The sequence below is a fragment of the Streptomyces sp. NRRL F-6676 genome (assembly GCF_000725625.1).
Lineage (GTDB): Bacteria > Actinomycetota > Actinomycetes > Streptomycetales > Streptomycetaceae > Streptomyces.
Genome location: NZ_JOHS01000035.1, coordinates 1 through 17,152, shown reverse-complemented (window position 1 = coordinate 17,152; position 17,152 = coordinate 1). Strand labels below are relative to the sequence as shown.

Here is a 17,152-nt window from a genome sequence, read left to right as displayed (position 1 = left end):
GCCGCTGGCCCCCCGGCGGCGGCATCCGCTCGCAGCCGCCTCGACCAGGGAGAGTTATGACGCCCGCCGCCAGCACCTTGCCGGTCCCCGCCGCCGTCCCCGAGTTCCTCGCGCCCCGCATCGAGAACCTCCGCCACACCCTCCTCGCCGGTGGGCGCGAGGAAGCCCTCACTCTCGCGCGGATCCTCAGCGAGGAACTCGCCGAGAGCCATGGCCCCCTGCACAACTACACGCTCCACGCCCTCGAGCTCGTCGCCTTCTGCGCCCAGCTCGCCGGGCACCCCACCATGGCTACCGAGGTGTCGGTCTACACCGCCGCAGCCTGGCAGCGGGTCCTGGAACCCAAGCACCGCCAGATCCGCCGGCAGGCCCGCAACGGCGCCGCCTCCTGGCTCACCATCACCCACGCGCCCGACGCCGTCAGAACCGGCACGGCTCTTCTGGCGCTGCTGCAGTCGGTTTACGGCAAGGACCACCCCTCCACCCCCTTCGTCGAACGTCGACTTAACGCCATCACCGGCTCAGACCGCGAGGCCGCCGAAAGGGCCCTTAGGGCTTCCGGTCCGGCCCTCATGATCAAACCCTGAGGCCCTGATCAAGGCGTTCCCAAACCACCTACGCCGGAGGCATATACCGGAAGTGCGGCTACAGGAAAAAACGGGACCTGGCTGCATCTGATCTTTCTGGCCAGAATCAGGCTCGGACTGATCGCGTTGTGGGAGACGCCCAGTCCCAGACCGCGAGGGGGATTTCGCGTTGAACCAGACCACCGTCGGCTTCACGACCTGGAACGTCAGCTTCGCAGAGACGGCTGGCGCCATTCCTGTCGTGCCCTTCGGCGTGCCCGAAAACGGCCCCCCGCCCGCAGCGCCGCGGCACCTCGCCGGCCTGCCGACCGGCGCCCAGTGGCCGGCGAAGTCCAGCCTCGCCGTACGCGCTGCAGGTGCCGCGACCGGCTCCGGCCGCGCCCTGGCCTGAGGCAGCTCCTCCGTTTCCTACGATCCAAGCCGTCACCACTACTCACAAGGGGGATACGCCAGTGTCGATCTCAACCGCTCACGACACGACTCGCTGGCTGCGCCGAGCGGTGGTTGCTGCCACGGCTCTCAGCGTCGCGGTCACGGCTACTGGCTGCGGAGGCGGCGGCGAGGAGAAGAAGCCGAAGGCCTCCGCCAGCCCCAGCGCCACCAAGAGCTCCGACCCACAGGCCACGGCCAAGGCCGAGGTGTTGGCGGTCTACCGCAACTACTGGGAGGCGCAGGTCAAGGCATACGCGAAAGCCAGCCCCGTCGACACGGGCCTGGACAAGTACGCCTTCGACAAGGCCCTCGGCAAGGCCGAGTCCGAACTCGTCGCGCTCAAGTTGAACGGCAACGTCATCAAGGGTGAACCGAAGCTCTCCCCGGAGGTCACCGCGGTCAGCCTTGACGAGACGCCGAAGAAGGCCACCATCACCGACTGCGTCGACGTGAGCAACTGGAAGCTGGTCAAGGAGAAGACCGGCGAAGAGGTGAAGCTGCCCAAGGAGCGGCTCACCCGGTTCGTCACCACCATCAACGCCCGGACTGTCGGCGACAAGTGGATGATCACCGAGACGCAGCAGCAGGACCGCACATGCTGACCCGCAAGACCGCAGCCGTCATATCCGCGCTCGCCGGCATCATCTACCTGCTCCTCCCCTCCCAGGCCTGGGCAGATGGAGGTGACACGGACGTCGGCTCCTGCAACAGCGCCTGGATCTGCGCCGGTGTGGAAGTCCCCGGTGGAAACGGCGGAGGCAACGGTGGCGGTGGCGGTGGCGGCCACAACGGCGGCGGAGGTGGCGGCGGCAAGGGCGACGGCAAGACCTGCGAGACCGGCGCGAAGGAGCGCCCGGGAAGCCCGGGCTGGGAGTGCTACATCCCTGGCGTCGGCACCTGGAGCGAATCCTACGGTTGCTACATCCGCAAGCTCGACCCGCAGCCGCCAAAGTCCGACCCCATCTGGGAAGGCCACACAACCGGCGCGATCTACGCCTTCGCATGCATGTCTCAGATCCACGCCCGCCCCACTCCCACCGACGGATTCGCCCGGTGGTCCGAGACGGACCCGCTCGGGCAGACCGGTCCGTCGGCAGCCGAGCTGGCCCAGCGCGCGCTGAGCATGATGCGCCTGGACGGCGCCAAGATCGGCAGCGCTCCCCCGGCCGGCTCCAAGGGTCTTATCGGCATGCCTGTGTGGCTGTGGACCGAGCAGACGCCCAACACGTGGGGACCGCTCTCGACCACCGCGTCGGCCGGCGGCCTGTCGGTGACGGCGACCGCACGCGTCAAGTCCATCACCTGGGCCATGGGTGACGGCACGTCCGTGACCTGCACGAAGCCCGGAACGCCGTACGAGAAGTCCTACGGGAAGCAGGAGTCCCCGGACTGCGGCCACACCTACACCAAGGTGCCCGACGGCGGCTCCTACAAGATCACCGCGACGAGCACGTGGGTGATCGACTGGACCGCCACCAACGGTGAGACGGGCACGCTGCCGAACGAGACACGCACCGCCGGAACCGCGATCAACATCGGCGAGCTCCAGGTCGTCAACTAACGAGGAAAACAGCAACCATGGCGACGACGTTCGCGAACAAGAAGCCAGCCGAGAAGGCGCCCGCAGCAGCCCCCGGGCCGCTCCCGATATCCCAGGACGCCCCCCGCCGCCGGCGACGGCCGGTCGTCGTCGGCGCCGGCCTGGCGCTGGCCGCGGTCGGCGCGCTCCTCGCCGTGTGGCAGGTCGACGAGGCCGGGAACCGGGTTCCCGTGATCGCGTTGGCCCACGACGTCAAGGCGGGCCAGACCGTCAAGAAGAGTGACCTGGTCGTGGCGCAGATCGCTCCCGACGCCGCGCTCGCACCGGTGCCGGTCAGCCGCAGCGGCGACATCGTCGGCAAGACCGCGGCCGCCGACCTGCCCAAGGGAAGCCTCGTCACCGACGCCTCGGTCCACGAGGGCACCCCTGTCGCCAAGGGCCGTGACACCGTGGGCATCCTGGCCAAGCCCGGACAGCTCCCTGCGCAGCGGCTGCGCACCGGCGACGCGGTCGCGCTCGTCCACACCCCGCAGGACGACGCCGAGGCGGCGAAGTCGGGCACACAGAGGGCTCCGGACAGCATCAACGCGGTGGTCGTCGGCCTTTCGTCCCCCGACGCGAACGGGGCCGTCGTCGTGGACGTCGCCGTTGCGGGAACGGACAGCCCGTCCCTGGCCACCTGGGCGGCCAGAGGCGCGGTCACCGTCGTGCTGAAGGCGGCCGGCTGATGTCGGTCATCGCGCTGGTCTCCGGCAAGTCCGCCGGCGTCACCTGCTCCGCACTCGCCCTCGCGCTCTCCTCGCCGAAGCCCTCCCTGCTGGTGGAGGCCGACCCGGCGGGCGGCACGATCCGGGCCGGCTACCTCGGTGGCGAAGGCAACGCGTCCACCGGCCTGCACCGCTTGGCGGCCGCGGACCGACAGGGCACGCTCGCCCGCGAGTTCAGCCAGCACTTCGTGAGCCTGGACCGAGATAACACCGGGCAGCGGCTGCTCCTGCCGGGCCTGACCGACCCCACCCAGGCCGCCTCGCTCAGCCGCACCTGGGAGCCGATCTCCCGGCTGCTCGGCGTGATGGACCAGACCGGCCACGACGTCATCATCGACGCCGGACGCATCCTGACGGAGTCGGAGACCCGGCTGTCCACGACCCGCTACCCGACACCGCTGCTCCACCGTGCCGACGCCGTGCTCATGGTGGTGCGCACCACCCAGGCCTCCATCACGGCGGCGGCGCCGGCCATGCGGGTCCTCAGGGAAGAGCTGGCGCACCACGGAACGGGCTCCGATGCACTGGGCCTCCTGCTGATCGAGGAAGGGCCCTTCAACAGCAGCCAAGTCCAGCAGTACCTCCAGGCCCCCGTGGTCGGCATGCTCGCGTGGGATCCCGACAGCGCCGACGTCTTCACCCACGGGGCTTACAAGAAGCTGCCGCGCACGCTGCTGCGCTCAGCCCGTACGGCCCACCAAACGATCAATGAGCTGGTGACCAGGCGCCGCGTTCAGCTGCAGCCGGCCGCAGTGCCGACGCTCGCCGGGAGGGCATCATGACCGACACCCGGCCGGAATCCCCGGCCACCGACTACACCGCCCTCTTCACCCAGGCCCTCAGCGAGCACTCCGCGCAGGGCGCGCCGGTCCTTCGGCCGGTTCCCGCACAGGTGTCCCCAGCTGGCCTGCCCCAGAGCGTCGCCGCCCTCGCCGACGCCTCTGCCCCGGCCACGCTCCCGGTCGGGCACGAGGTGCTGGCCGAGCTGCGCTCTCGCGCCAGCGTGAAGATCGGCGAGGCCGCAGGCGCCGATGCGTCCATGACCGAGCAGGACCGCCGGCAGCGCGGACAGTCGATCATCAGGCAGGTCGTCTCGGAATGGGCGACGAAGTACGCCGCCAGCGGCCAGGACCTGACGCCCCAGCAGGAGCGTGCCGTTCGTGAGGCCGTGTTCGACGAGCTGTTCCGCGCCGGCCGTCTCCAGCCGCTCCTGGACGACCCGAACGTCGAGAACATCATCATCTACGGCGACAAGGTCCGGGTCGACTATGCGGACCGTCCAACGCGCACCTGGGACCCGATCGCGAAGACCGACCGGGACCTCATCAACCTCATCAACCACCTCGCGCGTATGCAGGGGCAGGGCGAGCGTGCGCTGACGCCCGCCACGCCGAACCTGAACCTCCGGCTGGCCGACGGCTCCCGCCTGGCGGCCTCGGCGTATGTCACGCCGCGGCCGAGCATCGTCATCCGCCGCCACCGCACCCGCGGCCAGGGCCTGGACGACCTGGTGCGGTGGGGCACGATCGACGCCTCGCTCGCCCACTTCCTGCGGGCTGCGGTCAAGGGCCGCAAGAACATCATCGTGGTCGGCTCCCAGGGCGTAGGAAAGACGTCCCTGTTGCGTGCCATGGCCCGGGAGATCCCGCGCAACGAGCGGGTGGGCACGCTGGAGTCGGAGTACGAGCTCCACCTCCACGAGGACCCCGAGGGCCCGGAGGTTGTCGCCTACGAGGGCCGCGAGTCCAACGGCGAACGCGGGGCGGACGGCAAGCTCCAGGGTGAGCTGACCCTGTCCGACCTCTTCCCGCAGCTGCTGCGTATGTCGCTGCGGCGTGTGATCGTCGGCGAGGTCCGCTCCAAGGAAGTCGTCCCGATGCTGCACGCGATGAACGAGGGCGAAGGCGGGTCGATGGCCACGCTCCATGCCCGCAGCCCCCAGCTGTCGATCGAGCGTCTGGCCACCCTGTGTCTGGAGGCGGGCATCGGCATGACCGAGGCCTTGGCCTACCGGCTCATCGCGCAGGCCGTTGACTTCGTCGTCTACGTACGTCTGGTCGACGAGACCGAACTCGTCGGCCCGGACGGCAAGCCGGGACGCAAGCATCGCTTCGTGTCGCACGTCATGGAGATCACCGGCATCGGTGAGGGCGGCCGCCCCTCGTACCAGATGGTCTTCGCCCCGCGCGAGCAGGACGGCCGCCGTGAGCCGCGGGCCGTGCCGCACGGGAACATCTCCCAGGCCTGCCTGGAGGACCTGGTGCGGGCCGGGCTGGACCGCAGCGTCCTGCAGCGGCCGTGGGGAAGCTGGGGTGCTCCGTTGGAGACGGTGGTGCCGCTGTGACGCTCACCTTGAGCTCTCTGATCGCCGCGCTCGGCGGACTGGCCGCCGTCGGCGGCCTCGTCCTGGCTGTGGCCGGTGGCGTCGGCTGGGCACCCTCGACCACCGTGCGCCGCCGCAGTCGCCTGGAGCGCAAGGTCCGTGCCTTCTTCGTCAAGGACGCCCGCACGCCCACCTCTTGGTGGGCCCGCGGCCAGGCCCGGTTGGCCGGCGCCGTCCTGGCGGGCCTGGGAGTGTGGCTGTTCACCGGCTGGCTGACCGGTGGGCTCGTCACCCTCGCCGTCGTGCTGGGTCTGCCCTGGCTGCTGAACACCTCCGGCAGCGGCAAGTCGCAGATCGACAAGCTCGAAGCGATCGAGGAGTGGGTGCGGCGCATGTCCGACATCCACACCGTCGGCGTGAGCCTGGAGGCCACCATCCAGCGCAGTCTGGAAACCGTCCCCAAGGCGATCCGCGAGGACGTACGGCTGCTCGTCTCGCGTCAGCAGTCGGGCTGGGTGCCCCAGGATGCCTACCGGGCATTCGCTGACGACCTCAACGACGCCATGGTCGACGAGGTGGCCGCCCTGCTGATCCTGCACGTCGAGGACCGCGGCAGCGGCCTGAGCAAGGCCCTGCGCGAGCTCGCCGATGCCCTCCAGCACGAGGTCCTGGCGCGCCGCGAAGTCGAAGCCGACAGGCAGAAGCCGCGGACGAACGACCGCTGGGTGACCATCTTCTGCCTGGGGATCTTCGGCATCACCGCGTTCTCCGGGACGTATGTCGAGCCCTACAACACGCTCACCGGGCAGCTCGTGCTGGCCTTCGTCGGCGTCGCGTTCGTTCTGGTCAAGATCTGGATGCGTCGCATGGCGATCATCGAGCCCGCGCCCCGGTTCCTGTCTCCTGCCGACCGCTCCGGCGGCCCGATCGCCGAGGAGGCGCCGTGATCTTCTCCCCTTATGCCGTCGTCGGCGGCGCCGTCGCCGGCCTCGGCCTGGTGATCGCCGCCCGCGGCATCCTTCCCGGCCGGCCCGACCTCGGCGACGTCCTTAACCGGATGGACGCCACCCGGCTCGAGAACCTCGACCGTAACCGGGACAGCCAGCCCAACACGCTGATGGAGAAGGCCGGCGCGTTCCTGCTGCGCACCGCCGGGGAAGGCACCCTGCGCCTGCCCCGCCAGCAGCTGGAACTCGTGGGCCGGTCCCCCGCCGCCCACCTCGGCCGCAAGCTCGGACTCGCCCTGTACGGGCTGCTGCTGCCCCTCCTGGTGGTGACCCTGGCGGCCTTGGCCGGCTTTCCACTGCCATTCGCGATTCCGGCGATCGCCAGTCTCGGTCTCGCGGTTGTCTTCTGGCTCCTGCCCGACCTCCAGCTCAAGCAGCAGGCGGTGGAGGCGAAGGAGGACTTCCGGTATGCCGTCAAGGCTTACCTGCGCTTGGTCCAGCTCGAACGTGCCGCGGACGCGGCCCCGACCCAGGCCCTGAAGAAGGCCGCCGAAGTCGGGGAAGGCTGGGTCTTCGCGAAGATCCGGGACACCATCACGCGCGCCGAACTCGAAGGCATCAGCCCGTGGGAAGGCCTCAAGCGTCTGTCCCTCGAGCTCGATGTCCCCGAGCTCGGAGCACCGGCCGACATCATCGCGATCGCCGGCGAGGAGGGCGCGGCCGTCGGCGACACCCTCGGCGCGCAGGCCAAGTCGCTCTCCGGCGCCCTGGTCACCGCCGCGAAGGCCCAGGCGAACATGGCATCCGAAAAAATGGTGATGCCCGTCGCGATGCTGGTCCTGATCATGACTGTCTACATCGGCTACCCCGCGCTCTCGCGGATCATGGCCAGCTAATTCCGTTAAGAGACAAGGAAATTCACGATGGGTACCGACCCGAACTTCACCTTCCTGAAGGCATTCTTCAGCGCCCGGATCGACCGGCTGCGCAACGTCCGCGACGACCGCGGCGCCATATCGATCGAGACCATGATGATCATCGCCGGTCTCGTCGTCGCTGCCGGCGTGGCCGTCGCCATCATCGCCACCAAGGTCAGCGAGAAGGCGGCAACGATCAAGTGACCCGCCTCCGCAAGGCCGTACGGCGCTGGTCCCGCGCGCTCGCAGAACGCGACGTGCGGGACCGCGGAGCCTTGTCCCTGGAGATGCTGATCGTCTTTCCCGTCGTGCTCCTGGCCATCCTGCTGGTCGTGCACGTCGGGCTGTGGTGGCACGCGCGCAATGTGGCGATGTCGGCCGCCCAGCTGGGAGTGGAATCGGCCCGCGTCCGGGGGGCGTCCGCAGGCACCGGCACCGCCGAGGCCCGCGACTTTCTCTCCCGGGCTGGCAGCAGCATCTCGGGTCTGTCCGTCAGCGGCAGCAAGGGGGAGACGGTGCGGATCCGCGTCACGGGCTACGTCGACACGATGATCCCCGGCCTGAAGCTCAAGATCGACCAGCACGCGGACGCGGCCACCGAGCGCATCACGGAGGCCCGGTGACCATCGCCCGAAGGCTCAGGGACGACCGCGGCGCGCTGTCGTTGGAAGCCGTCATCCTGTTTCCCGTCCTCATCATGGTGCTCCTGCTGGTCATCGCGTTCGGCCGCATCGGATCCGCCAGCAACGCCGTCGACACCGCCGCCCGCAACGCCGCCCGCGCCGCCTCGCTGGAACGCAGCGGCGGCTCGGCCAGCAGCGCCGGTTCACAGGTGGCGCGCAGCGTCCTGAGCCAGCAAGGGCTGGAGTGCACCTCCACGTCCATCTCCATCTCCACCGGCGGGTTCTCCGCACGGATTGGCGAGCCGGCCTCCACCACCGCCACGGTGACGTGCACGGTCCGCCTCTCCGACATCGGACTGCCTGGACTGCCCGGTTCCAAGACTCTGACCAGCAGCTTTACCTCGTCAATCGACTCCTACCGCCAGCGCGGCTGACAGGACCATCGCATGACACCCGCCCGCTTCGCGTTCACCCGCCGGATCCGTCGCGCCCTGCGCGACGACCGCGGGTCGATGAGCCTGTTCGTTCTCGTCACCGTCGTGGCGCTGTTCCTCGTGGCAGCGCTCGTCTACGACGGCGCCGGCAAACTGCGGGCCCTCACCCACGCCGAGGGCGTCGCGCACGAGGCCGCGCGGGCCGGCGGCCAGGCCGTCGATGCGGGCAAGGCCATCTCCGGCGGAGGCATCACCGTCGACCGCAACGCCGCGGTCGCCGCCGCGCGGAACTACCTCAGCCGCGAAGGTGTCAGCGGCACGGTGAGCGTGAGCGAGGACGGCGGGTCCCTGGAAGTGACCGTGACCGAGTCGTACCGCGCCCTCTTCCTAGGCGGCGCCAGCGGCACCGTCACCGGCCACGGCAGCGCCAACCTGGTCTACCGAGGGTGACGATCATGAGAAACCGCAGTACCGCAGCCCGACTCATACGTGCCCTCTTCGCCCTGGTGGCCCTGGTCGCCCTCCTGGCGGGCGTGCCCGCCGTTCTGCTCAGCATCGGGGTCCTCCCCGACCACGTCCCCGGCTTCGACGAGATCACCGCCGCGCTCACCAGCCCCGACTCCGGCCAGCTGTTCCTGGGCACCGTCACCCTCATCGGCTGGTACGGCTGGCTGAGCTTCGTGGTCTCGGTCGTCTTGGAAACGGGCGCCGCGCTGCGGAACGTCCGCGCGCCCCGGATCCGCATGCTCGGCGGATCCCAGCAGCTCGCCGGCGCCCTCGTCGGCGGCATCCTCGTCCTGCTGCCGACCGGCACGGCGATGGCATCACCTGCCAGCGCCGCCCCCGCCACCGTGGCCACGGCCACCGTTACCGCCGACGCCCACTCTGCGGAGGCAACCGCCATCAAGGCCGTGGCTTCTTCTTCCGCCGCCTGGGACGGCCCCGTCCACCACGTTCAGGACGGCGACACCCTCTGGGACATCGCAGAGAAGCGTCTGGGCGCCGGAATCGAGTGGCACCGGATCCTCGATGCCAACGAAGGCGTAAGCCAGGCGGACGGCTCCCTCGTCACCCCCGACACCACCGTCCTGCAGCCCGGCTGGATTCTGCGCCTGCCGGCCGACGCCTCGCCCGCGTCTTCCACCGATCAGGACGGAGCCCCTCCGCAGACCTCCGGCTCCACGGCCGCCACCGACCAGACCCACACTGTCCGCGTGGGCGAGACTCTCACCGGCATCGCCGAGGACGAGCTCGGTGACGCCGACGCCTATCCGAGGATTGTCGAAGCGAACAAGGGCGTGAAGCAGGACGACGGGCGCGTCCTCGCCGACCCCGACGAGATCTACCCCGGCTGGAAGCTGCAGATTCCCGCCGCGGCCAGCACCGACGACAGCGACCAGAGCGACTCAACCCCGGACAAGGCGCAGCCGCCGCACGAGCAGCCCGCCGCCCCGGACAAGGCCGAGGAGCGGCCCGGCGCAGAGCAGACGCAGCCGCCCGCCCAGGACAAGCCCAGCCAGGGCTCCGACAAGGGAGACAAGGGCGAGACTGCCCAGACCCCCGGTCAGGGCGCGGACAAGGACAGACAGGGCGGTGGGCAGCCGACCGCCCGGCCGGACACCCCGACGGAGCAGCCGGCCGTGCAGAGCCCTGCACATGACCGTGAGCGGGAGCAGCACGGCACGCCCACCCAGACACCCGAGACGCACGAAACCGCGGAGACCGCCGACAGCGGTGACCAGAGCGTGCGGACCATCTCCGCGGCGGGGAGCATCCTGGCCGCGGCCGTCCTCTCGGTCGTCGCGACCCGTCGCGCCCGCCAGCAGCGCCGTCGGCGCCCCAAGCGGCGTATCCCGATGCCTTCCGGTGCGACCGCCGACTTCGAGAAGCAGCTGCGCGTGGCGTCCGACATCACCGGCATCGCACTCGCCGACCGCGCCCTGCGCACCCTGGCCGCCAACTGCCTCCAGGCCGGCCGGCCTCTGCCCGAGGTCGAGGCGATGTGCATCACCGCACGCGGCATCGAGCTCCACCTGGCCGCCGTCACCCCGCCCGTTGCGCCGTTCACTGAGAACGAGGGCAACCCGACGGTGTGGACTTGCCCCGCCCGCGGTGCCGCCCTCCTCGACGAGGACGAGGCCGCCGACGTCACGGTGCCCTATCCGGCCCTGGTGAGCCTGGGCGAGACCGAGGACGGCGACGCGGTCCTGGTCAACCTGGAGGCCATTAGCCTGCTGCGCCTGGCCGGCAGCCCGGCCGACGTGCGTGCGGTCATGCTCGCCCTCGCCGTGGAACTTGCCTCCTCCCGGCTGGCGCCCGACACGCAGATCGTCCTCGCCGGCGCCGGCAGCGACCTGCATTACCTCTACCCCGACCAGATCGAGCACCACGCAGATCTCGGCACCGCCACCACCGACCTCCAGGCGCATGACGCCTTCCAGCGTCAGGCCCTCACCGATGGCGGGCACGACCACCTGCGGGCCGCCCGGCTCAGCGAGGACGGCGGCGACACCTGGATTCCCCGCATCCTCATCGCCACCGCGCCGCCCACCAGCGCGGCGGCCGCCGAACTCGAGGACCTCCTCGCCTCCCGGCCCCGCACCGCGGTCGCGGTCGTCACCGCCGCGGGCGGTGAACTCGACGTGCCGGGCGCCTGGACTCTGCCCGCCCAGCCCGGCAGCAGCGTCGAACTGCCCGACTTGGGCCTCGCGGTCAAGCTCCAGCACCTGGACGCCGACTCCTACGACCGGCTTGTCCAGCTGATCGCAACGTCCAGTCGTACCGACGACGTCCCCCCGCCGCCGTGGACCGGGCACACCGGCCCGGCAGACATCAACGGCCCCCGCCCCACCCCGGCGGGTGAGGCCTCCGCGCTCGCGCCGGAAACCACCGCCGCTCCCCGGGTGAGCACCACGGTTGCCGTCCAAGGCAGCAGCTTGGCGACCGCCGTGCCGAGCTTCACGGCCCCCTCCCACCACCTCTCGTCCGACGACGGAATCGACGGTGACCGCCCGGAGGACGAAGGCAGCGCTCTGTCCCCCGCGGTCGCCGGGCCTGCCGCTGATGAGGCGCACGACGAGCAGACCGCCCACAATGCCTCGGCCGAGCCCTCCGGCTGGGACAACGAACCCGAGCCGGAGGAGGACTCTGAGGCGGCCTCCGCGCTCGGCGAGGACGTCTGGGACAGATCCGAGCCGGGTGAAGACTCCGACGCGGTGCTCAAAGAGGTGCTCGCGGAACAGGAAGACGCCTCGCCCCTCCAGGCGGATGACGACGAGGCAGGCTCCGGCCTGTCCGCAGCGGCGCTCGGCGAGGACCTGGACGCATCGGAGACGGGTCCGGCGCCGTCCGGCGAAGAGGACGATGCGGAGTCCGGGCTGTCCCCGGCCACCCACGGCGACCACACGGCGTCCGGAACGGCACCGGCCGCACGGATCATCCCCCGGCCCAGCGCCGCGACCTCCACCGTCCTAGCTGCGCTGGCCACTCCGCCTGCCGAACCCGCCGGCCCTCAGGTCCAGGTCCTCGGCCCGGTGGCGCTGACGGGAACGCAGGGCCGCGTGAGCAGCGGCCGGCGCAACCACCTCATGGAGATCGCCGCCTGGCTCGTGCTCCACCCGGGCCTGGGCCGTCAGGACCTGGACAACGCGATCTGGCCTGGGCTGCGCCGGACCGCCAGCACCCGCAACACCGCCATCTCGCGGCTGCGTGCCTGGCTGGGCCGGGATCCCCACCTGCCCGCCGACGACCCCAGCAGCGCCTACCTCCCTGACGTCACGGACGGCGTCTACCAGCTCAACCCCGCCGTCACCTCGGACTGGGACCGGTTCAAGGAGCTGTACCAGCAGGGCATGCACCACGACGGGCAGGACGCTGACATCGCCCTCGCCCATGCCCTGGCCCTCGTACGCGGCCGCCCCTTCGCGGACGTCGACCCATCCAAGTACACCTGGGCGGAGGCCGACATCCAGGAGATGATCAGCGCGATCGTCGACGTCGCCCACGAGCTCGCCGAACGCCGCCGTCATGTCCGCGACTATCGGGCCGCGGCCCAGGCCGTCACCAAGGGCATGCTCGTCGACGCGCAGTCGGAGCTGCTTTACCGGGACCTCTTCACGATCTGCCACGAGATGGGCGACCGCGAGGGCCTGGAGCGCGCCGCCGCGCAACTGGCCCGGATCAACGCCGAGGAGGGCGTCGACTCCTCACCTGAGACCGTCGGGCTGCTGCGCACGCTCCTCAAAGGGGAGAGGATCCAGCCCCCTTTGGGGTCCGCCGCCTCATGACCATGATCCGTCCGAGATTCACCGACCTCCGGTGTCACACCGCACCGTTCGATCACACCTGTAGAGAGCGAGGGCCTCTTCGGCCGTCCATCCGACGAAGGAGACCGCGCACATGAGCCGCCGCCGGCAGCACGCCGCCGTCCCGCCCGCCGGGCCCACCACCCCGGCGGCCCGCTCCAGGGAAGGGAGCTGCCGATGACCACCTTCCAGTGGTCGCTGTTCGCCGGCCTCGCCGTGGCAGGGATCGGGACCGCGACGACCGTTGCACTGCTGCTGGGCAGCCGCCGCCGGGCCGCAGAGCAGAACGCCACCGCCGAGGAGCGCGCCGCGCTCGCCCTCCAGCGCCGCAACGCCTGGCAGCGGCGCCTCGCCGTGATCGCGCTCGGCATCGGCTGTCTGATGATGTTCGTTCTCGCGGGCATCGCCGCCTGGCTCTCCTTCGGGGCACAGCGCGAGTACGCCCACGCGCACAACGGCGGCGACTGGGACGCGGCGACCGGCTTCGCGCTGCTCCTGGACGCCGGCGCCCTCAGCCTCTCCCTCATCCGCTTCTTCGAGGCCCTGACCCTGCGGTCCAGCGCGATCACGCGGATCCTGCTGCTCGCATTCGTGTCCGCCTCGGCGGCGATGAACCTGCTCCACGCCCCCGGGGAGGGTGCTGGCAGTGCGTTCCTCGCCGTGGTGCCGCCGCTGGTGTACGCGATCCTGCTCGAGATGCTGCTCTACAAGATCGAGCAGGTCATCATGGGCCGGCAGAAGCGCCGCAAGGACGACCAGGACCGCGGCTACAGCCTGCTGCTGTGGCTGCCCTGGCCGATCGGCGCACCGGTCAAGATGTGGAAGGCGTGGCGGTCCGAGCTTCTGGCGACCGTCGACAACGTCCGCGTGATCGGCTCCCAGCGCCCCCGACCGTCCGGCCCGGCGGAGGTGACCGTGGAACGCGTCGCCCCGGCCGAGATGGCGTCGGTGAACGCGCTGACAGCCGGCGCCCCGTATGCCGCCACCGTCGAGGAGATCGAAGAGCCCCTGGTGAGCGCGGTGACGCCACCGGCCACTGCTGCCTCCGCGCCGGCCATCAGCTCGCAGGGCGAACAGGCGTCGGTCGCGGAGGAGACTCCGGAAGCTCCCACGGCCGAGCCCCGCCCGGCGGCCATTCCGGAGCCGAAGGCAGAGCCGGAGCCGGAGCCGGGAACTGAGCGAGAGCCTGTCGAGGCTGCCGCCAAGGGCGCGCCCGCCAGCGAGCCGGATGAGAAGTCACGGCCAGGTGGTGGCGAGGATGCGCACGAAGACAAGGAGCAGGAAGAGAAGCGCGAGCGCGAGAAGCCCGCCGCCGAGCAGCACACCCCGCCGAAAGACGAGGAAGACGAAGAGACTCAGGAGCTGAGAATCAACATCGACCTCTCGGTGTTGCCGAAGAACCTCACCCATCGGCAGCGCGCCGAGCGGATCTACATCGCCCACCAGGCCGCCGGCGTCGCCCTGTCGCAGGTCGACCTCGGCAAGTGGGCCGGGTACAAGAACCCGAACTCCGGCGGCAACGAGTACCGCCGCCTGGAGAGGGAGCACGGCCCCATCGTGGTCCGCGAGGGTGCCACCCACGTCGACCTGAACTGGTCCCTCGAACCGGTGGCGGCCTGAACTGGTCTGACTCGCACCTCCCCGGCCGGTAGGACCGAGCCGGGGAGCGTGGCGTGTCGGACCATGCGGGTAGCCTCACTGGGCGACACCACACCGGGTACAGAAGGGGGCGGCCGGTGAGCAGCCGCTGGCATCGAGCGATCGCCGAGCTGAGCGCCCAGGGTCATGCCGCCCGGGCCACCGCCCAGCGCGTGGACGACGCTCCGAGCGAGGAGCGCACGACTGCTGTAGCGATCTCCTACACGGCCGAGACCGACTATCTGCGCAGCGCGAGCACGCTGCTGCGTGCGCACCTCACCGACCGGCGTCCGCCCCGGCGACTGCCGGTCGCCCGGATCGCGCGTGGTCATCGGTGAGGCGTGGGGGCCTGGCGCCGACTGCGCGCTGGAGACACTGCCGGCCCTGCTGGGCACCGAGGACGAGCCCGGCGAGTTCACGGCACGGCACCGGATCGTCGCCCAGGCCGTGCGCCGGAACCCAGGGCTGCGCCTGACGCGGACCGGACTCGTCATGGAGGCCCTGGTCGCCAGCGTGCTGGAACAGAAGGTCTCCACCGGGAAGCGTTCGCGGCCTGACGCCGACTACTGCTGCGCTACGGCGAGGCCCCTCCCGGGCCCGCACCCGACGGCATGCGCGTCTCGCCCACGCCGCGGCAGTGGTCGATGATCCCGTCATGGGAGTGGCACCAGGCGGGCGCCGACGACAAGCGCGCCTCAGCGATCCTGCCGCTACGCGCCGCGCCGCGAAGAAGCGGCCAACATGGACCTGCCGGAGGCCATGCGACGTCTCCAGCTCGTGCCCGGGATCGGGCCATGGACCGCCGCCGAGGTACTGCAATGCTCCAACGAGGCTCCCGACGCCCTCACCACGGGCGATCTACACCTGCCCGGACACATCGGCTATGTCCTCACCGGCCGCCGCGGCCTTGGCGACGCGGAGATGCTGGAACTCCTGGCCCCCTACGCCGGGCAACGCCACCGGGCCGCCCGCCTCATCCTGCTCACCGAGCGCATCCCCTCCCGCCGCGAGCCACGGGCCCCGCTCGGACGCATCGTCCGCCTGTAGTGGTGTGCGCGGGCGCGGCCGCAAGCCGGCGCAGGCCTGAGACGGCGCGGGGGCGTTCTGCCGCGACCAGCCCCTAGTAGTGCTTCGTTAGGTTCTGGGCTGTCTGCGGCGGCTTCGCGGGTTGGCTAGAGGTCGTCCGCAGGTGGTGCAGGTACCGGTCCAGCACCTCAGCAGGTCCTGAATAACGTCGAGGACCTGGTAGAAAGTCAGGCCGGTGTGTGGACTTTTGGGTCGAGCCGCCTGAGGGTGAGGAATGCCTGGGCGGCGGTGACGAGGGTGACGTGGTGGTGCCAGCCGCGCCAGGTGCGGCCCTCGAAGTGGTCCAGTCCCAGGCCGTGCTTGAGCTCACGGTAGTCGTGCTCGATCCGCCAGCGCATCTTGGCCCACCGCACCAGGTCAGCGGCCGGTGTGGTGGCGGGCAGGTTCGATATCCAGTAGTCCGTCGGAGCGTCCTGGCCGTCCGGCCACTCGACCAGGAGTGTCTGGACGGGCAGGACGCCGTCCCACCGGTTGCGGCCGCCACCCGCCTCCTGCGCTGCGGCCAGGGACTGCTTGCCCGCGGGCCGGACCGTCAGGACCGCGAAGCGTGAGGTCATCGTGCCTTTGCTGCCCTGCCTCCAGGTCACCTCGGTGAACCGGTCGGCACCGGCCTCCGCTGCGAGGGCGCAGACGGTTCGCGGTGGGGTGCGGTAGCGGGGAAGGGTGGGCGGTCCGAGTCCGCCGTAAGCAGGCTGGTACGGCTCAACATCCTCCGGGTGGGCGACTTCCTTCCCGGTCAGGGCCAGGACATAGGACAGCCCTCGCTCCTCGAGGCCGAGTCGGAAGGGGGTGCTGACGCCGTAGCCGGCGTCGGCGACTACGACCGGTGCCTTCAACTGCCACTGGGCGAGTGTGTCCAGCAGGCCGAGCGCGAGACGCCACTTCTCCTGGTGCACCACGTCGTCGGGGACACCTGCCCTGCGGCATCGCTCCGGTTCGTCCGTCCACTCACGCGGCAGATACAACTGCCACTCCAACGGGCACGAGGCCGTGTCGGTGGCGGCATGGACACTGACCGCGACCTGGCAGTTCGCCCGTTTGCCGACCGCTCCGCAGTACTGGCGGGCCACCCCGACCGACGCCTTGCCGCACTTGGGGAACGACACATCGTCGATCACCCACACCTCGGGCCTGACAACTCCGGACAGCCGCTCGGCGATCCGCTGCCTGACCGGCAGCGGATCCCATGGCGACTGGTTCACGAACTGCTGCAGGGCCTGCATGTTCCCGTCCGGCAGACGCTCGGCCATCGGCTGGATCGACTTGCGCCGGCCGTCGAGCATCAGGCCCCGCAGATAACACTCGCCCCACCGCCGCTGATCCCGCCGCGGAAACGACCCGAACATATCGGCAACGAACTCCGATAACTCGCCCCGGAGCCGTTCCACTTCCCCCAACCTCATTCCGGGAAGCTGCCCGCGATCAGCCGAGATCACTCAACGTAACGAAGCACTACTAGTGTCCTGCGCCGGAGATCCGTCGGCAGAAGCGGGCGAGGGAGTCGAGGATTTCCTCGGCGGTCTTGGTCCAGATGAACGGCTTGGGATCTTCGTT

The 17,152-nt window shown here is 70.4% G+C and carries 19 protein-coding genes; 18 read left to right on the top strand and 1 reads right to left on the bottom strand.

Annotated features, from left to right (window positions below; all coding sequences use genetic code 11):
- The first annotated feature begins 56 nt into the window (after positions 1–56).
- The 18 genes from IO29_RS21105 to IO29_RS40380 all read left to right on the top strand — a co-directional run bounded on the left by IO29_RS21105 (position 57) and on the right by IO29_RS40380 (position 15,559).
- Positions 57–587: a hypothetical protein gene (locus tag IO29_RS21105; protein WP_030381006.1), complete on the top strand. Its 531-nt coding sequence runs from the start codon at positions 57–59 to the stop codon at positions 585–587.
- A 169-nt stretch (positions 588–756) separates the two neighbouring features.
- Positions 757–978, top strand: a complete 222-nt coding sequence (locus IO29_RS21100; RefSeq protein WP_030381007.1) for a hypothetical protein — start codon at positions 757–759, stop codon at positions 976–978.
- 61 nt (positions 979–1,039) lie between these two features.
- Positions 1,040–1,621, top strand: coding sequence for a hypothetical protein (locus IO29_RS21095; RefSeq protein WP_030381008.1), 582 nt, complete (start codon positions 1,040–1,042; stop codon positions 1,619–1,621).
- Complete coding sequence (locus IO29_RS38590) at positions 1,615–2,580, top strand: hypothetical protein (RefSeq protein WP_030381009.1); 966 nt, start codon at positions 1,615–1,617, stop codon at positions 2,578–2,580. The genes IO29_RS21095 and IO29_RS38590 overlap by 7 nt, the downstream gene beginning before the upstream one ends.
- 17 nt (positions 2,581–2,597) lie before the next feature.
- The gene (locus tag IO29_RS21085; RefSeq protein WP_030381010.1) at positions 2,598–3,287 is read left to right on the top strand and encodes an SAF domain-containing protein; all 690 of its coding nucleotides are present in this window, start codon (positions 2,598–2,600) and stop codon (positions 3,285–3,287) included.
- Complete coding sequence (locus IO29_RS21080) at positions 3,287–4,108, top strand: CpaE/TadZ family protein (protein ID WP_030381011.1); 822 nt, start codon at positions 3,287–3,289, stop codon at positions 4,106–4,108. The genes IO29_RS21085 and IO29_RS21080 overlap by 1 nt, the downstream gene beginning before the upstream one ends.
- Entirely contained in the window at positions 4,105–5,670 is a 1,566-nt protein-coding gene (locus tag IO29_RS21075) for a TadA family conjugal transfer-associated ATPase (RefSeq protein WP_030381012.1), read from the top strand. Before IO29_RS21080 ends, IO29_RS21075 begins: the two co-directional genes overlap by 4 nt.
- On the top strand, positions 5,667–6,596 hold the full coding sequence (locus IO29_RS21070; protein ID WP_030381013.1) for a type II secretion system F family protein: 930 nt from the start codon (positions 5,667–5,669) through the stop codon (positions 6,594–6,596). Before IO29_RS21075 ends, IO29_RS21070 begins: the two co-directional genes overlap by 4 nt.
- Positions 6,593–7,492, top strand: a complete 900-nt coding sequence (locus tag IO29_RS21065) for a type II secretion system F family protein (protein ID WP_051707810.1) — start codon at positions 6,593–6,595, stop codon at positions 7,490–7,492. Before IO29_RS21070 ends, IO29_RS21065 begins: the two co-directional genes overlap by 4 nt.
- 27 nt (positions 7,493–7,519) lie before the next feature.
- Positions 7,520–7,717: a hypothetical protein gene (locus tag IO29_RS21060; RefSeq protein ID WP_030381015.1), complete on the top strand. Its 198-nt coding sequence runs from the start codon at positions 7,520–7,522 to the stop codon at positions 7,715–7,717.
- Positions 7,714–8,136, top strand: coding sequence for a TadE/TadG family type IV pilus assembly protein (locus IO29_RS21055; protein WP_030381016.1), 423 nt, complete (start codon positions 7,714–7,716; stop codon positions 8,134–8,136). The genes IO29_RS21060 and IO29_RS21055 overlap by 4 nt, the downstream gene beginning before the upstream one ends.
- A complete protein-coding gene (locus IO29_RS21050) occupies positions 8,133–8,570 on the top strand; it encodes a TadE/TadG family type IV pilus assembly protein (RefSeq protein ID WP_030381017.1) in 438 nt (145 codons plus the stop codon). Before IO29_RS21055 ends, IO29_RS21050 begins: the two co-directional genes overlap by 4 nt.
- A 12-nt stretch (positions 8,571–8,582) precedes the next feature.
- Complete coding sequence (locus tag IO29_RS21045; protein ID WP_030381018.1) at positions 8,583–9,020, top strand: TadE/TadG family type IV pilus assembly protein; 438 nt, start codon at positions 8,583–8,585, stop codon at positions 9,018–9,020.
- 5 nt (positions 9,021–9,025) lie between these two features.
- Positions 9,026–12,856: a LysM peptidoglycan-binding domain-containing protein gene (locus tag IO29_RS40065; protein WP_267881993.1), complete on the top strand. Its 3,831-nt coding sequence runs from the start codon at positions 9,026–9,028 to the stop codon at positions 12,854–12,856.
- A 195-nt stretch (positions 12,857–13,051) separates the two neighbouring features.
- Complete coding sequence (locus IO29_RS21035; RefSeq protein WP_030381020.1) at positions 13,052–14,494, top strand: DUF2637 domain-containing protein; 1,443 nt, start codon at positions 13,052–13,054, stop codon at positions 14,492–14,494.
- A 116-nt stretch (positions 14,495–14,610) separates the two neighbouring features.
- A complete protein-coding gene (locus tag IO29_RS39570; RefSeq protein ID WP_233435921.1) occupies positions 14,611–14,850 on the top strand; it encodes a hypothetical protein in 240 nt (79 codons plus the stop codon).
- Positions 14,837–15,160: a DNA glycosylase family protein gene (locus IO29_RS40385; protein ID WP_411572614.1), complete on the top strand. Its 324-nt coding sequence runs from the start codon at positions 14,837–14,839 to the stop codon at positions 15,158–15,160. Before IO29_RS39570 ends, IO29_RS40385 begins: the two co-directional genes overlap by 14 nt.
- Before the next feature lie 93 nt (positions 15,161–15,253).
- Entirely contained in the window at positions 15,254–15,559 is a 306-nt protein-coding gene (locus IO29_RS40380; RefSeq protein ID WP_051707811.1) for a DNA glycosylase family protein, read from the top strand.
- A gap of 206 nt (positions 15,560–15,765) precedes the next feature.
- On the opposite strand, the gene IO29_RS21025 is transcribed toward IO29_RS40380, so the two are convergent.
- Positions 15,766–17,001, bottom strand: a complete 1,236-nt coding sequence (locus IO29_RS21025) for an IS701 family transposase (RefSeq protein WP_078618375.1) — start codon at positions 16,999–17,001, stop codon at positions 15,766–15,768.
- Positions 17,002–17,152 lie beyond the last annotated feature (151 nt).